Raw genomic sequence first — 20,003 nt, forward strand, 5'->3', positions numbered from 1 at the left:
GGTTGTTCCATGTTTTCCAATCCTGACCTCCTGAAGTTCATCTTCGGCCGGTTGACCCTCGAMKCGATCCCMTATCACGAGCCKATCCTGGTCGTGACCTTCATCGGYGTCGTYATCGGCGCCATCGCGGTGCTSGGCRTCATCACCTATTTCAAGTTCTGGGGTCCGCTCTGGCGCGACTGGRTCWSMAGCGTCGATCACAAGAAGATYGGCATCATGTATGTSATYCTCGCCGTCATCATGCTSTTGCGCGGCTTCTCSGAYGCGMTYCTGATGCGCGKMCAGCAGGCAATYGCCTTCAACGGCAATGAAGGYYMSCTGCCRCCGCACCAYTACGAYCAGATCTTYACCGCCCACGGCGTCATCATGATCTTCTTCGTGGCGATGCCMTTYGTCACCGGCCTCATGAACTTCGTGGTGCCRYTGCAGATCGGCGCSCGCGACGTCTCCTTCCCGTTCCTSAACAAYTTCTCGTTCTGGATGACGACGGCRGGCGCGATCATCATCATGMTCTCGCTCTTCATCGGYGAATTCGCCCAGACCGGMTGGCTYGCYTATCCSCCKCTCTCGGGTGCYGCCTAYAGTCCYGGYGTCGGYGTCGAYTATTATATCTGGGGCCTKCAGGTCGCCGGTGTYGGCACGACRCTSTCWGGCATCAACCTGATCGCKACGATCGTGAAGATGCGTGCKCCGGGYATGACSWTSATGAAGATGCCGGTCTTTACCTGGACGGCGCTCTGCACCAACATCCTGATCGTCGCTTCCTTCCCGATCCTGACCGCAACGCTCGCTCTCCTGTCGCTCGATCGCTACGCTGGCACGAACTTCTTCACGAACGACCTCGGCGGCAATCCGATGATGTACGTCAACCTCATCTGGATCTGGGGCCACCCGGAAGTCTACATCCTGGTTCTGCCGGCCTTCGGCATCTTCTCGGAAGTGGTCGCGACCTTCTCCGGCAAGCGCCTCTTCGGCTACGCTTCGATGGTCTATGCCACCTGCGTGATCATGATTCTCTCCTACCTCGTGTGGCTGCACCACTTCTTCACGATGGGTTCGGGTGCTTCCGTCAATTCCTTCTTCGGCATCACCACGATGATCATCTCGATCCCGACTGGTGCCAAGATGTTCAACTGGCTCTTCACCATGTATCGCGGCCGCATCCGCTACGAGGTGCCGATGCTGTGGACGGTCGGCTTCATGGTGACCTTCGTCATCGGCGGCATGACCGGCGTCATGCTTGCCGTGCCCCCGGCCGACTTCGTACTGCATAACTCGCTGTTCCTGATCGCCCACTTCCACAATGTGATCATCGGCGGCGTTCTCTTCGGCATGTTCGCCGGCGTGAACTACTGGTTCCCAAAGGCCTTCGGATTCAAGCTCGATCCCTTCTGGGGCAAGATGAGCTTCTGGTTCTGGCAGATCGGCTTCTGGTTCGCCTTCATGCCGCTCTACGTCCTCGGTCTGATGGGCGTCACCCGCCGCATGAGCCAGTTCGACGATCCATCGCTGCAGATCTGGTTCATCATCGCCGCCTTCGGCGTCGGCCTGATCGCGCTTGGCATCGCCGCCTTCCTGATCCAGATCGTCGTCTCCTTCAGGAAGCGCGAAGAGCTGCGCGATGACAGCGGCGATCCGTGGGACGGCCGCACGCTCGAGTGGTCGACCTCTTCTCCGCCGCCGGACTACAACTTCGCCTTCACGCCGGTCGTGCACGATCACGACAGCTGGTACGACATGAAGAATCGCGGTTACGAGCGTCCGCTCGGCGGCTTCAAGCCGATCCACATGCCGAAGAATACCGGCACCGGCGCGATCCTGTCTGCGATCAGCATAGCGCTCGCCTTCGGCCTGATCTGGTACATGTGGTGGCTGGTGGTCGTCTCAGCCGTTGCCATGCTCGTCGTCGCGATTGGCCATACGTTCAACTACAACCGCGACTTCTACATTCCCGGAGAAGAAGTCACCGAAACGGAAGGCAAGCGCACTCGGCTGCTTGCCGAGCAGGTGTAAGAGACCATGAGCGATCATACTATCGACACGGCCGAAAAGCCTGAATTCTATCTGACGGAAGACCATCATCCGGAGAACAGCACCAATCTGGGCTTCTGGCTCTATCTGATGAGCGATAGCCTGATCTTCTCGGTGCTGTTTGCCACCCATGCCGTGCTTGGCCGCAGCTATGCGGCCGGCCCGTCGCCAGCCGATCTCTTCGATCTGCCGCTGGTCGCCATCAACACCTCGATGCTGCTGCTCTCCTCCATCACCTACGGTTTTGCGATGCTGCAGATGGAGCGGAACGCCAAGGCGGAAACGCTGTTCTGGCTGGCCGTGACCGGCCTCTTCGGCGCGGTCTTCATCGGCCTCGAGCTTTACGAGTTCGTGCACCTCATCCATGAAGGTGCCGGACCGCAGCGCAGCGCCTTCCTGTCGTCTTTCTTCACGCTGGTCGGTACGCACGGTCTGCACGTCACCTTCGGCATCATCTGGCTGATCACGCTGATGGTGCAGGTCTCCATGCACGGCTTGCATGAAGCCAACCGCCGCCGTCTGATGTGCCTTTCCATGTTCTGGCACTTCCTCGATGTCGTCTGGATCGGCGTCTTTTCCTTCGTTTATCTGATGGGAGTTCTCGGATGAGTTCGCAAGCACCCGCACATGAGGATGCCCACGAGGCTCACCACGGCCACAGCCATGGGCACCAGGCTGGTCACGGCAGTTTCAAGAGCTACGTGACGGGCTTCATTCTGTCCGTCATCCTCACTGCCATCCCCTTCTGGCTGGTCATGGGAGAGGTCTTCGAAAACCATATCGTGACAGCCATCCTGGTGATGGCACTCGGCGCAGTGCAGATCGTCGTTCATATGATCTTCTTCCTGCACATGAACACGAAGTCGGAAGGCGGCTGGACGATCATGGCACTGATCTTCACGATCATCATCGTCGCGATCGCGTTGTCGGGTTCGCTTTGGGTCATGTATCATCTGAATGCGAACATGATGCCGATGAGCCCTGAATTGATGAAGAATATGCCCTAGAGGCTGGGAACGGGCGGCGGCAACGCCGCCCGTTGCGGTTTACCTATGACCGATATTTCTTCCGACCAACAGGACAGGCCGCGTTCGCCCGTCACACTTGCGATCCTTGGGCTCGTCCTTCTGTCCCTCATCGCCGCCTTGCTCGCGCTCGGCACCTGGCAAGTCTACCGACTCTCCTGGAAACTCGATCTCATCGCCCGCGTCGATGCGCGTGTCCACGCCGAGCCCGTCGCACCGCCCGCACAAGCCGACTGGAGCAAAATCAACGCCGCCGATGACGAATACCGCCGGGTTACGGCATCAGGTACCTTCGAACACGACAAGGAAACGCTGGTCACGGCATCGACAGCGCTCGGCTCCGGCTATTGGGTGCTGACGCCGCTCAGGCTCGCGGATGGCAGCGCGATAACAATCAATCGCGGCTTCGTGCCGACCGACCACCGCGACCCGGCCTCGCGGCCTGAAAGCGAGATCAGCGGACCGGTTGACGTCACTGGGCTGATGCGCATGACCGAGCCGAAGGGCATGCTGCTGCGCTCCAACGATCCGGCTGGCGACCGCTGGTATTCGCGCGATGTCGCAGCCATTGCCGAGAAGCGTGGCATTGCGGACGTTGCCCCCTTCTTCATCGACGCGGACGCGACACCCAATGCCGGCGGCTTTCCGCTCGGAGGGTTGACGGTCCTCGACTTCCCGAACAGCCACCTTGTCTATGCGATTACCTGGTATGTGCTGGCGATCATGGTGGCGGGGCTGCTCGTCTATATCGTGCGGAACGAGATCAGGCTTCGTCGTAGAGCCTAAGCGGTCACAGGATAGAGACGCAGCCTGCCCTCGCGGTCAGTCGTCAATCTTAACATCAAACCACCGCCCGACCGATCGCCTCAGCAAGCTGAGCCTGCGAGAACGGTTTGCCCAGCCGCGGTACGTCGGCGATACCAGCACCTTCCGGAATCTCGGCAAAGCCGGTCGCCAGGATGATCGGTATGTCCGGCCACTCCGTGCGGATCGCTGCGGCAAGCTGCGAGCCGGTCATGCGCGGCATGGCGTGGTCGGAGATGACGAGATCTACGCTTTCCCGTCGAAGGATGTCGAGCGCGTCGGCGCCAGCCGTCGCCTCGAACACGGTATGACCGAGATCCTCCAGCATCAGCGCCGTGTTCATCAAGACCAGTCCGTCATCATCGACAGCAAGGATGCGCAACGGCCGCAGGCCGATCACCGCTTCAGCCAAGGGCAGTTCGGACGGCTCGAAGAGTTTTTCGGCTTCCGTGACTGGAAACCACAGCTCGGCTGTCGTGCCTTCACCGAGCCGGCTTTTCAGCACGAGCCTGCCGCCAGACTGGCCTGCAAGCCCCTGCACCATGGAAAGGCCGAGACCTGTGCCTTTGCCGACACCCTTGGTGGTGAAGAAGGGGGTCACCGCCTGTTTCAACGTCTCTTCGGCCATGCCTTCGCCCTCATCGGTAACGGCGACGCGCACATAATGGCCGGCCGGCAGAGTGCCGCCGTCGGGCACGACCTCTTCAGTGGCTTTGATCTTGATAGACCCGCCGTCGGGCATCGCGTCGCGGGCATTGACGACGAGGTTGAGCACCGCCGTCTCGAGCTGATTCGGATCGGTGGCGATCGCCGGCAGGCTCTCGGGAAATACGGTTTCGAGCGAGGCGACCGGACCGAGGGAGCGCGAGACCATGTCCATCATGCCCCGCAAAAGTTCGGAAACATCAATCCTCTCCACCTGCAGCTCCTGGCGGCGCGCAAAGGCGAGCATGCGCTGGGTCAGAGCCGCACCGCGCTGCGCGCCGAGCATGGCGTTGTCGACAAGCGGCGACAAAGCCGGATCCTGCGGCATGCGCTTCTTGAGGATTTCGAGGCTGCCCAGCACCGCCATCAGCAGATTGTTGAAGTCGTGGGCGATACCGCCGGTCAGTTGGCCGATCGCTTCCATCTTCTGCGCCTGGAAAAGCTCTTCGCGGGTCTGCTCCAGAGCACGCTGCGTTTCCATCTTCTCGGTGATGTCACGGGTGATCTTGGCAAAGCCTATAATGTCGCCGAAATCGTCTCTGATCGCGTCGATTACGATACTGGCCCAAAAGCGGGAGCCGTCCTTGCGCTGGCGCCAGCCTTCCCTTTCGAACCGTCCGTCGCGGCTGGCGGTGGCCAGCGCCTGCTCAGGCAATCCGTTAAGGYGATCCTCATCCGTATAGAAAGTGGAAAAGTGTCGGCCGATGATTTCTTGCGACCGATAACCCTTGATGCGTTCGGCACCGGCATTCCAGCTCGTCACGTTGCCTTCGGGGTCGAGCATATAGATCGCATAATCGGAGACGCCCTGAACGAGAAGGCGAAACTGCTCTTCGCTGCGCTTTAACGCGTTCTCTGCCGCCTTGCGTTCCGTCAGGTCACGAGTAATCTTGGCAAACCCGATCAGCTCGCCCGAGGAATGGCGGATCGGATCAATGATGACATGGGCCCAGAAGCGCGTACCATCCTTGCGCTGGCGCCAGCCCTCCCCCTCGAAGCGTCCCTCATTCGTAGCAATCGAGAGCGCGCGGGCTGGCAGGCCGGCTTCCCGGTCGGCATCCAGATAAAAGCGGGAAAAATGCTGGCCGATGATTTCGGAGGCACGATACCCTTTGAAACGCTGGGCGCCGGAATTCCAGCTCGTCACATAGCCTTCGGGGCTCAGCATGTAGATCGCGTAGTCGGTGATTGCATCAACGAGCAACCGGAAACGCCCCTCGTCCTGAAGAGACGTATCATATCGATCCACGGCTTCCATCTGCCCCTCTAAACGATCCACCAGCGCACTATAACGCCGGCTCGGGCCGATGGTTCCCTCAGACGGCTTGGCTTTGCGGATAAAAGCGTTCGGCAATTCGTTCCGACGCCGAATAGGCCTGCGTGACGATCTCAGGCACGAGATCGATGTCTGGCAGGCTGCCGAGGCCAAGCGGGCCGACCGCAAAAAGCCCATCGATTGACGAGCCGTCGTCCAGGAACGTTTCGCCGCGGGCATTGACCGCCAGTCCAAGCGCAAGCTCGTCGGGCATGGCGAGATGCGCCGCGAGCAAGCTCTCGATCAGAGGAGCGGAAAGATCAGGCGCATGGCAACGGCAATCGATGATGCGTTCGGCATGGATGACCTCCTCGCTCGACGAACCGACCGGCGTGAAGAACAGGCCGCTAAGACCTCGACGCCCGGCGCGACCGCGCCTGAGCACCGTGCGGCCCTCGGCAAGCTCCCGCTTGAGGCGCAGATGCATGGTCTCCGGCAGGCGATTGCGGTGGCTGTCGTAGATCGCTCGCAGATGCCTGTTAAACTGGCGCTTCTCGCGCGCCGGCAGCGACTGCCAAAGCGAACGAGCGTGTCTGCGAAGGCCGTTCATGACCGACTGCCAGCTTCGCCCCTCCTCCTCCGCCTCGCGGCAGGCCTGGCGGATGAAGCTGACGATGTCAGGCAAGCTTTGGGGTAGCGCCTCGACCGGGAAAACCGGATCGGCAGAATTCGGCGTGTGGCTCTGCGGCAGGAAACCGTGCCGTGAAATGATCGTTACCTGGCCGGTATAACCGGCGTCGCGAAGCTGCAGCAGCTGGTCCACGACGCGAATGCCGCTGCCGAGAAGCACCGTATGCGGCCGGGCGACGAGGCGCTGCGCCCTGACCGGTGAAACCTCTTGCTCCCCGGCCTCGGGTCGAGGCAGCCCGTAACCTGTCGCCAGGATCACGGTATCGAAAAGTGGATTGGACGGATTGGCGCTTTCCAAGAGGAAGCGGCTGCCATGGCTTCTGCGGATCGCCACGACCGGATCATGGCAGACCTGAACGGTGATATCCCTGCGAGCGGCGAGCGCTTCGGAAAAGCGCTGGTAGACATAGTCGCTGAAGATTTCCCTGGGTACGAAAATCTGCCGGAAGCCGGGGATCGCTGCCGGAACGGCGGCGCGGAATTCGGCGTTGCTACAGAGCCAGTCGTTGAAATCGTCGGTGTCGCCGAGCGAGACGGAGAGGTCGCGAACGCGCGTATTCAGAATGGTGGACGACCGCGCCGCGGAGAGAGCCTGACCACCGCTGACAGTAGAATTCGGATCGAAAAGCTGGAGGTGGAATGGCGTGCGCACGGTGCGCATCAGCGCGACCGCCATCATCATGCCGGAAAAACCGCGGCCGACGATCGCAATGCGCGGCATGGCGGAAATCTGCGCCGCCGCATTCGCCTTGCCGGAAAAAAGTCCCTGAACCGTCATCTCAACTCCCTTGCGGCTCATCCGCATGTGTCTCGATCAAGGTTTCAACGCAGGACGTCTGAGGCCATGCGTTGGGCAGGTTCATGCGGCCATGCAAAACGTTCGCCGCCAAATCGGGTTCCGTTTGGAACCATTCCAGGCTGGAGAAGGCATTCTCATGCCGACCCATAGTCTATTAAACTAGTCGTGTATGAAAGCGTGAAAAGCGCGAGGTGGCAAGAAGTTTATTTTACCACCTGCACAACACGCTGATCCAAAACGGAAATTGGTCGGCCTATGTCAGGATTTCAGCAGTGAACGAAAAGCGCGCCGTTTCGCCCGGAGCAAGTACCTTCGTGTAGGGGCGCCCCTCCAGTTCGTCCGAACCGCCATTTTCGGCGGCCGTTCCGTGCCAGGGCTCGACGCAGAGGAAGGGAGCGCCAGGCTTGGTCCAGAGCGCCAAATTAGGAAGGTTCTCGAAGCTGAAATGCATGGCCGGACCGCCTTCAGCCTCATAGCGCAGGCCAGCGCCTGTGCCTTCGGGGAAGATCATCGCATCCTGCTCGAACATCGAATGATCGAGCACCAGGCTGCCCGTCTTGAAGGGCGAGGCAAGCTTCGTCGGCGAGATCAGCCCACCTTCGAGCCGGACAAGCGCAGGTTCGGCGCCATTGTCGAGCGTGACTGTATGCGGCTTGTTGACAGCACCGGGCAACGGCCAGAGGAAAGCCGTATGAAAGCCGAGACCGAAAGGCATCTGCCTGATATCGCGGTTGGTGACTTCTCCAGCAACGGTCAGCGCCCGGCCTTCGACGCTATGGATGACGGCCAGCAGGAAATCGAAGGGATAGACCGCCCTTGTCGATTCGGAAGCGGAAAGCTCGTAGCGGCAGCTCGTTTCGGACGAGGATGCCAGTATGAATTCGCTGCGGCGGGCAAAACCGTGCTGGCCCATYGGCGCGCTATGGCCATCGACTTTAAGAATATCGTTCGGCGCCTTGCCAACGATCGGAAACAGGATCGGCGAACGGCCGGTCCAGAAGGCGGCGTCGCCGTTCCAGACCCAGGAGCGCCCATCACTCGATGTCAGCGCCTGCATTTCCGCACCGAGCGAGGAAACGTCGACGGTAAGAAACTGATTTGAGATCCGGACCGTGGATGACATCGAACGCCCCTTCGTGCTGCTTGGCGAGCGGACCATACATGCCCGGCAAGCGGATTTCCACTGGTGATGCTACGCTCTGAGACTTTCAGTTTCAGGCAGAACAATGCGCCTGCTGCGTGTGGTCGGCAGGCCTCGACATAACGTTACCGTCCAATCCGAGAAAGGCTCACGTAAAAATAACCGGTTGGTGAATTCTTTACTTGAACCCCCTGCCGGAATCGGCAAAACTGAATGTGCTATCAATCCCYTCATGGATTTGCCGTCCTTCCGGGCCACTTGGTCCGAGCACACATTTATTGGAAAAATACCGTGAGCAGCGATGCGTCCACACGCGCGACGAAGCCTTCGGCTTCGCTGGCGCTTGCAACCGCGGCAGGGTGGGGCAAGGGCCTCTACACACTGTTCCGCATCACCGTCATGGCCTTCCGCCATCCCTGGCAAGCAGGCCTCGCCATCGGCGCTACCCTGATCGCCTCAACCTTCCAACTTCTGATCCCCCGCCTGCTCGGCCAGGCGGTCGACCATACGCAGGTGGCGCTTCATGGCGGCACGGTCGGACAGCAGGCGCAGGATGCGCTTTTGACGACGGCGCTGCTTCTGCTCGGCGCCAGCGTGCTGCGAGGCCTCTTCACGATGGTCCAGAACTATTACAGCGAGGCGGTCGGCCACCATATGGGCTACGAGCTGCGCCTTGCCTGCTACGAGAAGATCCAGCGCCTCTCCTTCTCCTTCCATGACAGCGTGCATTCGGGTGACCTGATCACGGTCGGCCTGCTCGATCTGGAAGGCGTGAGGATGTATTTTTCCACCGCGCTCGTGCGGGTTTTTCTGCTGACCATGCTGATCGGCATCGGCGCCTATATGCTGCTCTCGACCGACGTGGTGCTCGGTCTGCTGGCGCTCTCCTTCGTGCCCTTCGTCGGCTGGCGCTCTTCTGCGACCCAGCTTCGCCTGCGCGCCACCTGGCTCGACCTGCAGCAGCGGCTTTCGGTGCTGACGCGCATCATGGAAGAAAATCTTGGCGGCATTCGTGTCGTGCGCGCTTTCGCAGCCCAGGACCACGAACTCTCGAAGTTCGACGAGGCCTCGAAGAATGCACTGGAACTTGCCCATCAGCGTGTAGGCATTCGTGTCATCAATACCAGCGCCATGACCTTTTCCTTCTTTGTGGCCATGGGGCTGGTGCTGTGGGTCGGTGGCGGCAAGGTGCATTCTGGCGAGATCACCGTCGGTACGCTCGCCTCGTTCCTCACCTTCATGACCATCCTGCAGATGCCAGTGCGTCAGCTCGGTCTGATGGTCAACGCCTTCGCACGTGCTTCGACCTGCGGYACGCGCCTGTTCGAGTTGCTCGACCTTGAGATCGCCGTGCGCGATGCACCCGATGCCAAGGAATTGACGATCACCGACGGCACGCTGCGCTTTGAAAATGTCAGCTTCGCCTACCCGAGCTCACCCATGCACGAGGTACTGCATGATGTCAGCTTCGAGGCAAAGCGCGGTGAGACGATCGGCATMGTCGGCCCGCCCGGCAGCGGCAAGTCGACGCTCGCACATTTGATCCCGCGTTTTTATGACCCGACAGGCGGCAAGGTCACCATCGACGGTCAAGATATCCGCAGGGCGACGCTGCAATCGCTTCGCCGGTCCGTTGCCGTCGTCCAGCAGGATTCCTTCCTGTTCACCACGACGATCGAAAACAACATCGCTTACGGCGATCCCTGGGCTAAGGAAGGCAGGATCGAGCGCGCCAGCGAAAGCGCGCAGTTGCATAATTATGTGCTCGGCCTGCCGACCGGCTACGACACGGTCGTCGGCGAGCGCGGCGTCTCACTTTCGGGCGGCCAGCGCCAGAGGCTTTCGATCGCCCGCGCGCTGATGCTCAAACCCGCCGTGATGGTGTTCGACGATTCGACGGCTGCGATCGACGCAGCCACCGAACAGCGCATCCGCAGCGCCATGCGCCGCTACGCCGCTGATCGGGTGACGATCATTGTCGCCCACCGTCTGAGTTCGCTGATGCATGCCGACAGGATCTTTTTCATTGAGGGCGGCCGCATCGTCGAGCAGGGCACGCATGACGAGCTCTTGGCGCTCGGCGGACGATATAAGGCACTTTACGATTTGCAGGTGCGACCGGGCGACGACGCTTTGAGCGCGTAAGAAACCGGCGCTGGAGGAAATACATGGCCGAGGAACTGGAAACCGAACGTCCCGATGTTCGCGAGGATGGCAGACGCCCGCCGCGGGCGGTCGTCGGGTCGCAGCGCGTCGAAGAGGAAATTTTCGGCAAGGTCTTCGATTCCAACATCGTCAAACGCATCTGGGCTTTTGTGCATCCCTACCGGCGCGACGTCATTCTGTCGGTTATTTCAGTGCTGGTCTTCACCGGCATGCAGCTGATGATCCCGCTGATCATCCGCTACGCCATCGACCATGGGATGCAGCCAGACACCAACAGCTCGGCTTTGACATGGGCGATCGTTGCCTTCCTGATCGCCATCCTCATCAACTACGGCGCCAGCTACTTTCAGGAAACACTGGTTGGCGGCGTGGCGGAAAACGTGCTCTTCGATATCCGCAGGGCCATGTTCTCGCATCTCCAGCGCGTTTCACTGTCCTTCATGGACAAGACGGAAGTCGGCCGGCTGATGTCGCGCCTGCAGGGCGACGTAAATTCGATGCAGGAATTCCTTGAGACCTGCGTGCTATCGGTCGGCGATATCTTCCTGCTGTTCGGCATCGTCTTCGTGATGCTCTATCTGGATTTCAAGCTCGGCCTGCTGACACTTTCCGTGCTGCCGGTGCTCTTCATCGTGCGGCTCTTCTGGCTGCCGCTTGCGCGCAAATCCTTCATGGCCGCGCATGAGACGAATTCGGTGGCGAACGGCGCCTTGGCGGAAGCTATTCACGGCGTGCGCGCGGTCCAGAGCATGGACCGGCAGGATGTCAACTTCACGCTCTATGACGACAAGGCGCATGCCAACCTGCTGACGCATCTGACGGCGGCGCGGTACGCCCAGGTCATGGTCCCGATCGTCGATTCACTGACCGGTATCGCCATGGCGCTCGTCATCGTTGTCGGCGGTTCGCGCGTATTGAACCAGGCGCTCGACGTCGGCGTGCTTGTCGCCTTCCTCTTCTACATTCAGCGTTTCTTCGACCCAATCCGCTCACTGACCCTGCAATATTCGGTCATGCAGCGCGCCATGGCGTCTGGCCAGCGGTTGACCGATGTGCTTGACGTGCCCGTCGATATCAAGGACGCACCCGACGCCAAGGTGCTGTCGCCCGATATGGACGGATCGGTCGAGTTCCGCGACGTCGTCTTCGGCTACAATCCGAAGCATCCGGTGCTCAAACATGTGAGCTTCAGGGTAAATCCCGGCGAGACGGTCGCTCTCGTCGGCCCGACGGGATCGGGCAAATCGAGCTGTATGTCGCTGATCCACCGCTTCTATGAAGTGCAGCAGGGACAGGTCGTGGTCGGCGGGCACGACGTGCGCGAGCTGACACAGGATTCTCTCGGCCAGCAGATCGCCATGGTGCTGCAGGAACCCTTCCTCTTCACAGGCACCGTCTTCGAAAATATCCGCTACCACAAGGCTGAAGCGACACGGGAACAGGTCATCATGGCCGCCAAGGCCGTCGGCGCGCATGACTTCATCATGCGCCTGCCGCTCGGCTATGACAGCATGCTTGGAGAGCGCGGCGGCAATCTTTCGCTCGGCCAGCGCCAGCTGCTCTCCTTTGCCCGCGCGCTGGTGGCCGATGCCAAGATCCTCGTGCTCGATGAGGCAACGGCCAATATTGACAGCTATACCGAAATGCTGATCCAGAAGGCGCTGGTAAAGCTGCTCGAAAACCGGACCGGCCTCGTCATCGCCCACCGGTTGGCAACGATCCGGGAAGCTGACCGCATCATCGTGCTGCAGAATGGCGAAATCGTCGAGAGCGGCAATCACCACCAACTCATGAAGAACGGCAAGCTTTATTCGAAGCTCTATAATCTCAACTATGCATCCTTCGACGATATTCCCGAGGATGTGCTGGAAGAGACGGCGACGGAATCGGCTACCTGATGCCGGCAGTTGCGATTGCGCGTTTGACCCGGCCGAATTCGCCCTGAGGATTTCAGTGCAAAACATAAATTGAGGCCCTACGCGCCGTTTCCGGGGGGCTTGCCTCAAAAGGTGCAAGATTTGAACGAACAAACGCCCCCGTGGAGCATTTTATGTTCTATAGGGGCGATTTGCGACTAAGGAGAATGTTATGAAGAGAATTGTTAGCAGTCTGTTGATTGCGACGGCCCTTGTGGGCTCGGCTATTCAGCCTGCTGCCGCACGCGACCATCATCACCACGACAACACCGGCCGTGCCATTGCCGGCGGACTGGCAGCGGGTGTCGTCGGTGGTCTGATCGGCGGCGCCATCGTCAACAGCGGTCCCCGCTATGTCGACGGCCCCCGTTATTATGATGCAGGCCCACCGCCGCCGAGGTGCTGGTACGAGGATCGTGACGTCCGCAACCGCTATGATGGCGGCTATCATACCGAAACCGTACGGGTCTGCGACTAGTGGCTTCGAGAAGCGCCTGATGCATTAAAGCGGCGTTGACCTGATCCTTGGTTATCGCCGCTGCCTCTCGCCCCTTCGGCCGGGATTGCAGCTGCAATCCCGGCCGTACTTTTCCAGCAATTGACAAGAGCTGCCAGCGACATCAGCTGCGAACCATTCCAGCCAAGCGGAAAATCCTCATCTGTCATTTGCCTGCAAAGAACCGCCGTTAGGTGTCGGCCTGGGCAATTGCATGGCTGTGCGACATGATTGCACCAATGCAACGGGCAGAGAAATGAACCGGGACGATTTCCTGAAACGGCAGAACGTTGCAACCCGCTCCGCGACCCATGTCAACTTGCTACCATCGCTCTCTATATATGTGCCGGCGGGGATTGCCGAATCTCATCACCCGTCCTTCGGCGGCTCATCCAGCGCTGGTTTTCAATGCTGACCGTTGTCGAGCGGTTTCAGAAGACGGAAGTTGTCGTGCGTGAGACATTGAGGGAAAACCGATGACTGATGGTCCGGTGAACGACGTCAAGACGCCGAAGAAGGAGCGTATGCGCTTCGTGAGCGCCGAACAGGTGGCGCAACTTGCCGGCGTTTCCCGTTCGGCCGTATCGCGCACCTTTACGCCGGGAGCAAGCGTTGCGCCGGCGACGCGCGAGAAGGTGCTGCGCGCGGCTGAGGAACTCGGCTACCACGTCAACGATCTTGCGCGCGGCGTGCTGGCCAATCAGAGCCGCCTCGTCGGTATCGTCGCCACCAAGCCGGAAGTCGGCTTCCGCGCGCATCTCGCCGCCGCCCTCGCCAAATTCCTGATCCAGCGCGGCAGCATTCCGATCCTCATCAATACCGGCCAGACGGAGGACGAACTGCTGGCCGCTCAGAAGATGCTGATCGGTCACCGTGCCGAAGCGATCATCATCCTCTCCGGTTCGCCGCCAGCAAGCTTCTTCGAACTTGCCCAGCGCAACGGCCAGCCGCTTGTGGTCATCGGCCGTTCCGAACCGGATGCCGACCACGTGCGCGCGGGTAACTCGGAAGCCTCCCGCAAGGCAGCAGCGGTTTTCTTCGAAACCGGACGACGACGCCTGGCAGTCGCCGGCTCCAACACCGGCACACCGAGCATCATCGAGCGCGAAAGCGCCTTCCTGTCGACGGCAGAAGGTCTGGGTGCGGACGTGTTCATCGGTCGCGGCGCGGATTCGGATTATGAGAGCGGCATTACCGCCGGCCGCGCCCTGTTTTCGAAATCCGTGCACCCTGATGCCGTCTACTGCGCCAACGACCAGATCGCCTTCGGGCTTATGGACTACGTGCGGCAGGAGATGAAACTGCGCATTCCCGAGGATGTCGCCATCATCGGCTTCGACGATGTTCCAGAGGCATCCTGGCTGAGCTACCAGCTGACGACCTTCCGCCAGGATCCGCTCGTCATGGCGCTGCGTGCCGTCGAACTGATGGAGCGCCGCCTCGAAAATCCGGACTTGCCGCCGGGGTATGAACGCGTCATTCCTGAGCTCGTCATCCGCCAGAGCTTCAGACCCTGATTCCTGTCCGAAAGATTCCCATGCATTGCGAATTTCCTGATGATGCCCGCTTCGTGCTTGCCAAAGACGTGATCCTCGATGCGGCCGGAAAGGYGCTCTCCTACTTCTCCGATCTCGCCTCGCTCGAAACCGGCCATAAGCTGAACGGCCAGGATGTGGTGAGCCAGGCCGATAAGGCCGTAGAGGCGATGATCCGCGACGGCATAACCGCCGCCTTCCCGGATGACGGCGTGCTCGGTGAAGAGGAAGGGCTGGCGGACGGTCCCTCCGGCTATCTCTGGGTCGTCGATCCGATCGACGGCACGAGCTGCTTCGTGCATGGCATCGACCAGTGGTGCATCTCGATTGCCGTCATGAAGGCTGATGAGACTGTGCTCGGCCTTATCTGCCAGCCGACGACAGGCGATCTCTTCGTGGCGAAGAAAGGCGAAGGCGCCTTCCTGAATGGTAATGCGATCAGCATCGACAAGGCGACGGTGATTGGTACCGGCCTTCTCGGCGTCGGCGCCAATTTCCGCATCCCGCTGAAGCAGGTCTCGATCTTCATCCACCTGCTGCTGGAAGCCGGTGGCATGTTCATCCGCAATGGCTCCGGCGCACTGATGCTGGCACAGGTCGCCTGCGGCCGGCTCGCCGGCTATTACGAACCGCATATCAACGCCTGGGACTGCATGGCCGGGCTATTGATGATCCGTGAAGCCGGCGGCTGGACCGAAGCCTTCCCCGGCAAGGGAACACTTTTGACCGGCGGCCCGGTCATCGCCGCAGCGCCCGGGGTAAGGGACGATCTCCTGACGCTCGTCGGCCGTTCTCTGCAGGATGAATTGGCCTAAACCTACTAGGTTGTTCGCCCAGCCTCGCTGGTCGGGGATGAACTTGATGCGATCCTCTCCGTCAGATCGACGAAATTGCGGATGAGCGCAAGGCGCGCGTCGGCGCGGTGGGCGACATAGAGCGGTAGCGGCGGCAGATCGCCCGGAAAGAGCGGCCGATAGACGACCGATTCCCGATGCAGCACCCGCATCGATGCCGGCACGACAGTCAGACCGCGCCCGCCGGCCACCAGATTGATGGCAGCGATGATTCGCGAGACCTCATCGACGATCCGCGGTGTAACACCGGCTGTGCGGAAAGTTTCCATCAGGCGCTCGAAGATCCCGGGTCCATCCGTGCGTCGATAGACGACCATATCAACATCGTGGAGCATACCGAGCGTCAGCGGTTCACCCTCCGCCTCGGCGTAGGGGTGGCCGCGCGGGATAGCGACCAGCATGTCCTCTTCCGAGAGAGCCCGTGCCGTCAGCTCCGGAAAGCGCTTCGCATCGATATGCAGCAGCGCGACATCGACGCGCTGCTGCTGAAGGGCAAGGATTAGCTCATAGGTCTCGCTCTCCTCGACCACAATCTCGGCAAGCGGAAAGGCGCGGCGGAACTGCTGGAGGAATTGCGGCGCAAGCACATGCAGCGAGGCCGAGCTGGTGAAGCCGACCGACAGCCGGCCGCTTTCGCCTTTGCTGAAGCGGCGCACATTGTCGACCGCCAACTGCGACCGCCGAAGGATATCGCGTGCCTCCTGCAGGAACAGTTCGCCCGCACTGTTCAGGGCGACCCGGCGGGGAGACCGGTCGAACAGCGAGACGCCGAGCTCATATTCGAGATCCCTGATCTGCTGGCCGAGAGGCGGCTGCTGGATATGCAGGCGCTCGGCGGCGCGGTTGAAGCTCCCCTCCTCCGCGACGGCCACGAAATATCTGAGATGCCTGAGTTCCATCGGTAACCTAGAACTTTTTGAGTTTAAGTGTTGAACAATATAAATATTTTACATGCACATGTCACGCCTCTAGGCTCGTCCCAACTTGACCGACACGGAGGAGACGACATGGCCAAGAGCAAACCGAAAATCGCGATCATTGGTGCCGGAATGGGCGGCCTTGCCGCAGCGGCGACACTGCGCAAGGTCGGCATAGATGTCCAGGTTTACGAGCAGGCGCCGAAATTTGCGCGCGTCGGCGCCGGCATTCAGATGCTGCCGAATTCGTCGCATGTCCTGCGCGGCATCGGCGTGCTGGATCGCCTCAAGAAGATTGCCTTCGAACCCTATTCCCACCTCAACCGCGTCTGGGACACCGGCGAGATCAAGCGCGAGCTGCCGATGCCGGAAGATCTTTATGGCGCGCCGTTCCTCTGCATGCATCGCGCCGACTTGCATGAGGCGCTTTATTCAGTGCTTCCGCCCGAGATCGTTCATCTCGGCAAGAAGCTTATCGGCCTCGATCAGAAAAACGGGGGCGTCAGCCTTTCCTTCGCCGACGGCACGAAGGTCGAAGCGGATGCGGTCATTGCCGCAGATGGCGTTCACTCGCTGGTGCGCGAGACCATCGTCGGTCCCGACGCGCCGCTCCACAAGGGACGCATCGCCTATCGCGCAGTCTTCGATGCCAGCCTGATGAACGGTGGCACGATTGCACCCTCCAGAACAAAGTGGTGGGGCCTCGACCGGCACATCGTCATCTACTATACGGCAGCAGACCGGAGCTCGCTCTACTTCGTCACCAGTGTTCCCGAGTCGGCCGACTGGATGACAACCGAATCCTGGTCGTCAAAGGGCGACGTCAAGGAGTTGCGCGCCGCCTATGAAGGCTTCCATCCGGAAGTTCAGATGGTGCTCAACGCCTGCCCGGATTGCCATAAATGGGCAATTCTCGAACGCGAACCGCTGCCACGCTGGAGCGATGGCCGCGTTGCGCTTCTGGGCGACGCCTGCCATCCGATGACGCCCTATATGGCCCAGGGTGCCGCAACCTCCATCGAGGATGCCGCCGTGCTGGCACGCTGCCTCGAGGCCGTCGACAATGACGACATCGAAGGCGCCTTCCGCCGCTACGAGGCAAACCGCAAGCCGCGCACGTCTCGCATCCAGGCGATCTCCAGCGCCAATACATGGATGTCGGGTGGCAACGAAGATACGACATGGCTCTACGGCTATGACGCCTGGAACGTGCCGCTGGTCGGCGAAAATGACCTGGCAATGGCCGGCTGAGCGGAACGGCAAGATGCTGAAGCAAGAAACCCGCGCAATGGACGGTCACTATGAATTCGTGACCGTCTCGGATGGCGCAACCATCGCCTTCCGGCGGTACGGCACGCCGGGAAAGCCGCGCCTGCTGCTGATCCATTCGCTTGCCCTTGATGGCAGCATCTGGACGGATGTCGTCTCCAGACTGGAAGGACAGGCCGAGATAATCTGTATCGACTGCCGGGGGCATGGCTGGAGTAGCCGTGCCCCCCTTTCCAACGCAATCGAGCGCTTCGCCGACGACGCTGCCGAGGTTCTCGACAAGGCCGGCTGGGACCAAGTGGTGGTTGCGGGCTGTTCCATGGGCGGCTGTATCACGCAGGCCTTCGCCGCCCATCACCCGGAACGGGTTTCTGCGATGATCCTCATCGATACTACCGCTTGGTATGGAGAAAAGGCCCCGCAAGAATGGCGGACGCGGGCTCAAAAAGCGAGGACCGAAGGCCTCGCCTCGATGGCGGCCTTCCAGGCGACCCGCTGGTTCGGAGACGGATTCAGGGCGGAAAACCCCGTCAAGATCCGGGAGATGATGGAGATCTTTGTCCGCAACGATCTCGATGCCTATGAAGCGACCTGCATCATGCTCGGCAATGCCGATCTTCGCAGCGCCCTTCCCGGCTTCCATTTCCCGGTCTCCGTCATTGTCGGCGAAGAGGACTATGCAACCCCTGTCGAGAGTGCGCGCCAGCTTGCAGAGGCGATCCCGGGGGCGTCCCTGACGATCCTGCCAGGCGCCCGGCATCTGACGCCGATAGAATGCAGCAATGTCATCGCGGATGCGATCGGCATGATGATTGAAGCTGCCGCCAAATAGGGCGAAGCTGGCGGCAAGGAGGCGCCGCCAGCCTGTTTAACCGTGCCGATCTGGGAGGATGATATGCACGATAACAATAGCATACTGGTCGCTGGCTCGGCTGCAGGTGAAGTCTCGCAAGACGGCCCGCAGCAGATGCGATTGCCAGGCCGCGCAGCGGTCTTGACCGCGCGTTTCGAAGCGATCCCCTTTACGTCCTGGCATCGCCGGGCGCGTATCGTCATGGGCAGCGCCACTTTTCTCGATGCCTTCGATGCGCTTTCGCTTGCCTTTGTCCTGCCGATCCYGATCAAGCTTTGGGCGTTGACGCCGGCCGAGATCGGCTGGATGATCGCGGCAAGTTATATCGGCCAGCTCGTCGGCGCGCTGCTCTTCAGCCGGCTTGCAGAGACGTTCGGCCGCGTTCACATGGCTGCATCCGCGACCGCGCTCATGTCGGTCATGAGTCTGGCCTGCATATTGGTCGGCGATTTCCGGATGCTGTTCATTTGCCGACTGATCCAGGGTATCGGGGTTGGCGGCGAAATGYCCGTCGCTGCGACCTATATCAGCGAGCTTTTGCGCGCCAAGGGTCGCGGACGCAACTTCATGCTCTACGAGTTGATCTTCCCGATCGGGTTGATGGTGACGGGTCAGGTCGGCACGTTGATCGTGCCGGTCTTCGGCTGGAAATCGCTCTTCCTGCTTGGCGGGATTCCCGGCCTGCTGATTGCCTATCTGCTGTACCGCCTGCCGGAATCGCCGCGCTGGCTGATCGGCCAGGGCCGGCTCGACGAAGCCGAAAAGGTGATCCGCCAGGCCGAGGAAAGTGCGCGGCGCAAGGATCCCGGCTATTCCTTCGACGACCGCGCCTATAACGAAGCCACACTGGCGCTCGGCGGTCAGAGCCAGGCCGCCGCACCGCGGCCACGCAGCCGCTGGCGGGAACTGTTGTCACCGACCTTCCGTGTGCGCACTATCGTCGCCTGGATCCTCTGGGCAAGTTCGTTCTTTGTCGCCAACAGCCTGAACAACTGGATGCCGACACTCTATCACACCGTCTATTCGCTGGAACTCGGGAGTGCGCTGCGAGCAGCCTCGATGACCAATGTCGCCCAGGTCGTCATCCTGCTTGCCTGCGCCTTCTGCATCGACCGCATCGGAAGGCGCACCTGGGCCGTCGCTTCCTTCCTCGTCGGCGCGGTTCTGCTGGCGGCGCTCGCCGCCGGCGGGGCAAACAGTCTCTGGTCACTCATTCTACTTGCAACGCTTGCTTACGGCGTCGTCGGTTCCGTCAATGCCGTGCTCTATCTCTATACGCCGGAAATCTATCCGACGCGCATGCGTGCGGTCGGAACGGGCCTTGCCACATCATGGCTGCGCATCGCCTCGGCCGTCGGTCCGATGACGGTCGGCTACATGGTCGGCGCCCAAGGCATCAATTCGGTCTTCATCATGTTCGGGATCGTCGCCGTCATCGGCGCGCTGGCCGCAACGCAGATGATCGAGACCGGTGGACGCAAGCTCGAGGAAATATCCTCCTAGGTGCCGTCACCCCGTGCCCTGCACGCTCCATGGAGAGAAGTGCC

At 60.7% G+C, this 20,003-nt stretch carries 16 protein-coding genes; 12 read left to right on the forward strand and 4 right to left on the reverse strand.

What is annotated here, in order from left to right; all coding sequences use genetic code 11:
* Positions 1-9: 9 nt before the first annotated feature.
* Genes cyoB through AC1D35_RS18735 form a run of 4 tightly spaced genes read left to right on the forward strand, consistent with a single transcriptional unit; the run spans position 10 to position 3,842 of the window.
* A complete protein-coding gene (gene cyoB, locus AC1D35_RS18720; RefSeq protein WP_477939468.1) occupies positions 10-2,013 on the forward strand; it encodes a cytochrome o ubiquinol oxidase subunit I in 2,004 nt (667 codons plus the stop codon).
* Between the two features lie 6 nt (positions 2,014-2,019).
* The gene (gene cyoC, locus AC1D35_RS18725) at positions 2,020-2,640 is read left to right on the forward strand and encodes a cytochrome o ubiquinol oxidase subunit III (RefSeq protein ID WP_113296888.1); all 621 of its coding nucleotides are present in this window, start codon (positions 2,020-2,022) and stop codon (positions 2,638-2,640) included.
* Positions 2,637-3,038 (forward strand): cytochrome o ubiquinol oxidase subunit IV, encoded by a 402-nt coding sequence (cyoD, locus tag AC1D35_RS18730; protein ID WP_113296889.1) that lies wholly within the window; start codon positions 2,637-2,639, stop codon positions 3,036-3,038. The genes cyoC and cyoD overlap by 4 nt, the downstream gene beginning before the upstream one ends.
* A gap of 45 nt (positions 3,039-3,083) precedes the next feature.
* A complete protein-coding gene (locus AC1D35_RS18735) occupies positions 3,084-3,842 on the forward strand; it encodes an SURF1 family protein (RefSeq protein ID WP_477939470.1) in 759 nt (252 codons plus the stop codon).
* 55 nt (positions 3,843-3,897) lie between these two features.
* Here the strand turns inward: AC1D35_RS18735 and AC1D35_RS18740 are convergent, their stop codons facing one another.
* The 3 genes from AC1D35_RS18740 to AC1D35_RS18750 form a co-directional block, all read right to left on the reverse strand.
* Positions 3,898-5,823: a hybrid sensor histidine kinase/response regulator gene (locus AC1D35_RS18740; RefSeq protein WP_477939472.1), complete on the reverse strand. Its 1,926-nt coding sequence runs from the start codon at positions 5,821-5,823 to the stop codon at positions 3,898-3,900.
* 58 nt (positions 5,824-5,881) lie between these two features.
* On the reverse strand, positions 5,882-7,288 hold the full coding sequence (locus AC1D35_RS18745; RefSeq protein WP_477939474.1) for an FAD/NAD(P)-binding protein: 1,407 nt from the start codon (positions 7,286-7,288) through the stop codon (positions 5,882-5,884).
* Positions 7,289-7,562: 274 nt separating this feature from the next.
* A complete protein-coding gene (locus AC1D35_RS18750) occupies positions 7,563-8,432 on the reverse strand; it encodes an aldose 1-epimerase family protein (RefSeq protein WP_477939476.1) in 870 nt (289 codons plus the stop codon).
* Positions 8,433-8,741: 309 nt separating this feature from the next.
* Between AC1D35_RS18750 and AC1D35_RS18755 the strand changes: the two genes are divergently transcribed.
* The 5 genes from AC1D35_RS18755 (at position 8,742) to AC1D35_RS18775 (ending at position 15,378) form a co-directional block, all read left to right on the forward strand.
* Positions 8,742-10,595, forward strand: coding sequence for an ABC transporter ATP-binding protein (locus tag AC1D35_RS18755; protein WP_477939477.1), 1,854 nt, complete (start codon positions 8,742-8,744; stop codon positions 10,593-10,595).
* Positions 10,596-10,618: 23 nt separating this feature from the next.
* Complete coding sequence (locus tag AC1D35_RS18760) at positions 10,619-12,514, forward strand: ABC transporter ATP-binding protein (RefSeq protein WP_477939479.1); 1,896 nt, start codon at positions 10,619-10,621, stop codon at positions 12,512-12,514.
* A gap of 190 nt (positions 12,515-12,704) precedes the next feature.
* A complete protein-coding gene (locus AC1D35_RS18765; RefSeq protein WP_112546130.1) occupies positions 12,705-13,010 on the forward strand; it encodes a hypothetical protein in 306 nt (101 codons plus the stop codon).
* Positions 13,011-13,504: 494 nt separating this feature from the next.
* On the forward strand, positions 13,505-14,545 hold the full coding sequence (locus AC1D35_RS18770) for a LacI family DNA-binding transcriptional regulator (RefSeq protein WP_477939481.1): 1,041 nt from the start codon (positions 13,505-13,507) through the stop codon (positions 14,543-14,545).
* 20 nt (positions 14,546-14,565) lie between these two features.
* Positions 14,566-15,378 (forward strand): inositol monophosphatase family protein, encoded by an 813-nt coding sequence (locus AC1D35_RS18775; protein ID WP_477939483.1) that lies wholly within the window; start codon positions 14,566-14,568, stop codon positions 15,376-15,378.
* Between the two features lie 5 nt (positions 15,379-15,383).
* Here AC1D35_RS18775 and AC1D35_RS18780 read toward each other — a convergent pair whose 3' ends face one another.
* The gene (locus tag AC1D35_RS18780) at positions 15,384-16,316 is read right to left on the reverse strand and encodes a LysR substrate-binding domain-containing protein (protein ID WP_113296896.1); all 933 of its coding nucleotides are present in this window, start codon (positions 16,314-16,316) and stop codon (positions 15,384-15,386) included.
* 108 nt (positions 16,317-16,424) lie between these two features.
* On the opposite strand from AC1D35_RS18780, the gene AC1D35_RS18785 reads away from it, so the two are divergent.
* The 3 genes from AC1D35_RS18785 (at position 16,425) to AC1D35_RS18795 (ending at position 19,959) form a co-directional block, all read left to right on the forward strand.
* Entirely contained in the window at positions 16,425-17,585 is a 1,161-nt protein-coding gene (locus AC1D35_RS18785; protein WP_113307952.1) for an FAD-dependent monooxygenase, read from the forward strand.
* 13 nt (positions 17,586-17,598) lie between these two features.
* A complete protein-coding gene (locus AC1D35_RS18790) occupies positions 17,599-18,435 on the forward strand; it encodes an alpha/beta fold hydrolase (protein ID WP_477939485.1) in 837 nt (278 codons plus the stop codon).
* Between the two features lie 63 nt (positions 18,436-18,498).
* Positions 18,499-19,959: an MFS transporter gene (locus AC1D35_RS18795; RefSeq protein WP_477939487.1), complete on the forward strand. Its 1,461-nt coding sequence runs from the start codon at positions 18,499-18,501 to the stop codon at positions 19,957-19,959.
* Positions 19,960-20,003: the final 44 nt, after the last annotated feature.

This window comes from Rhizobium sp. P1_E6, from assembly GCF_056405875.1.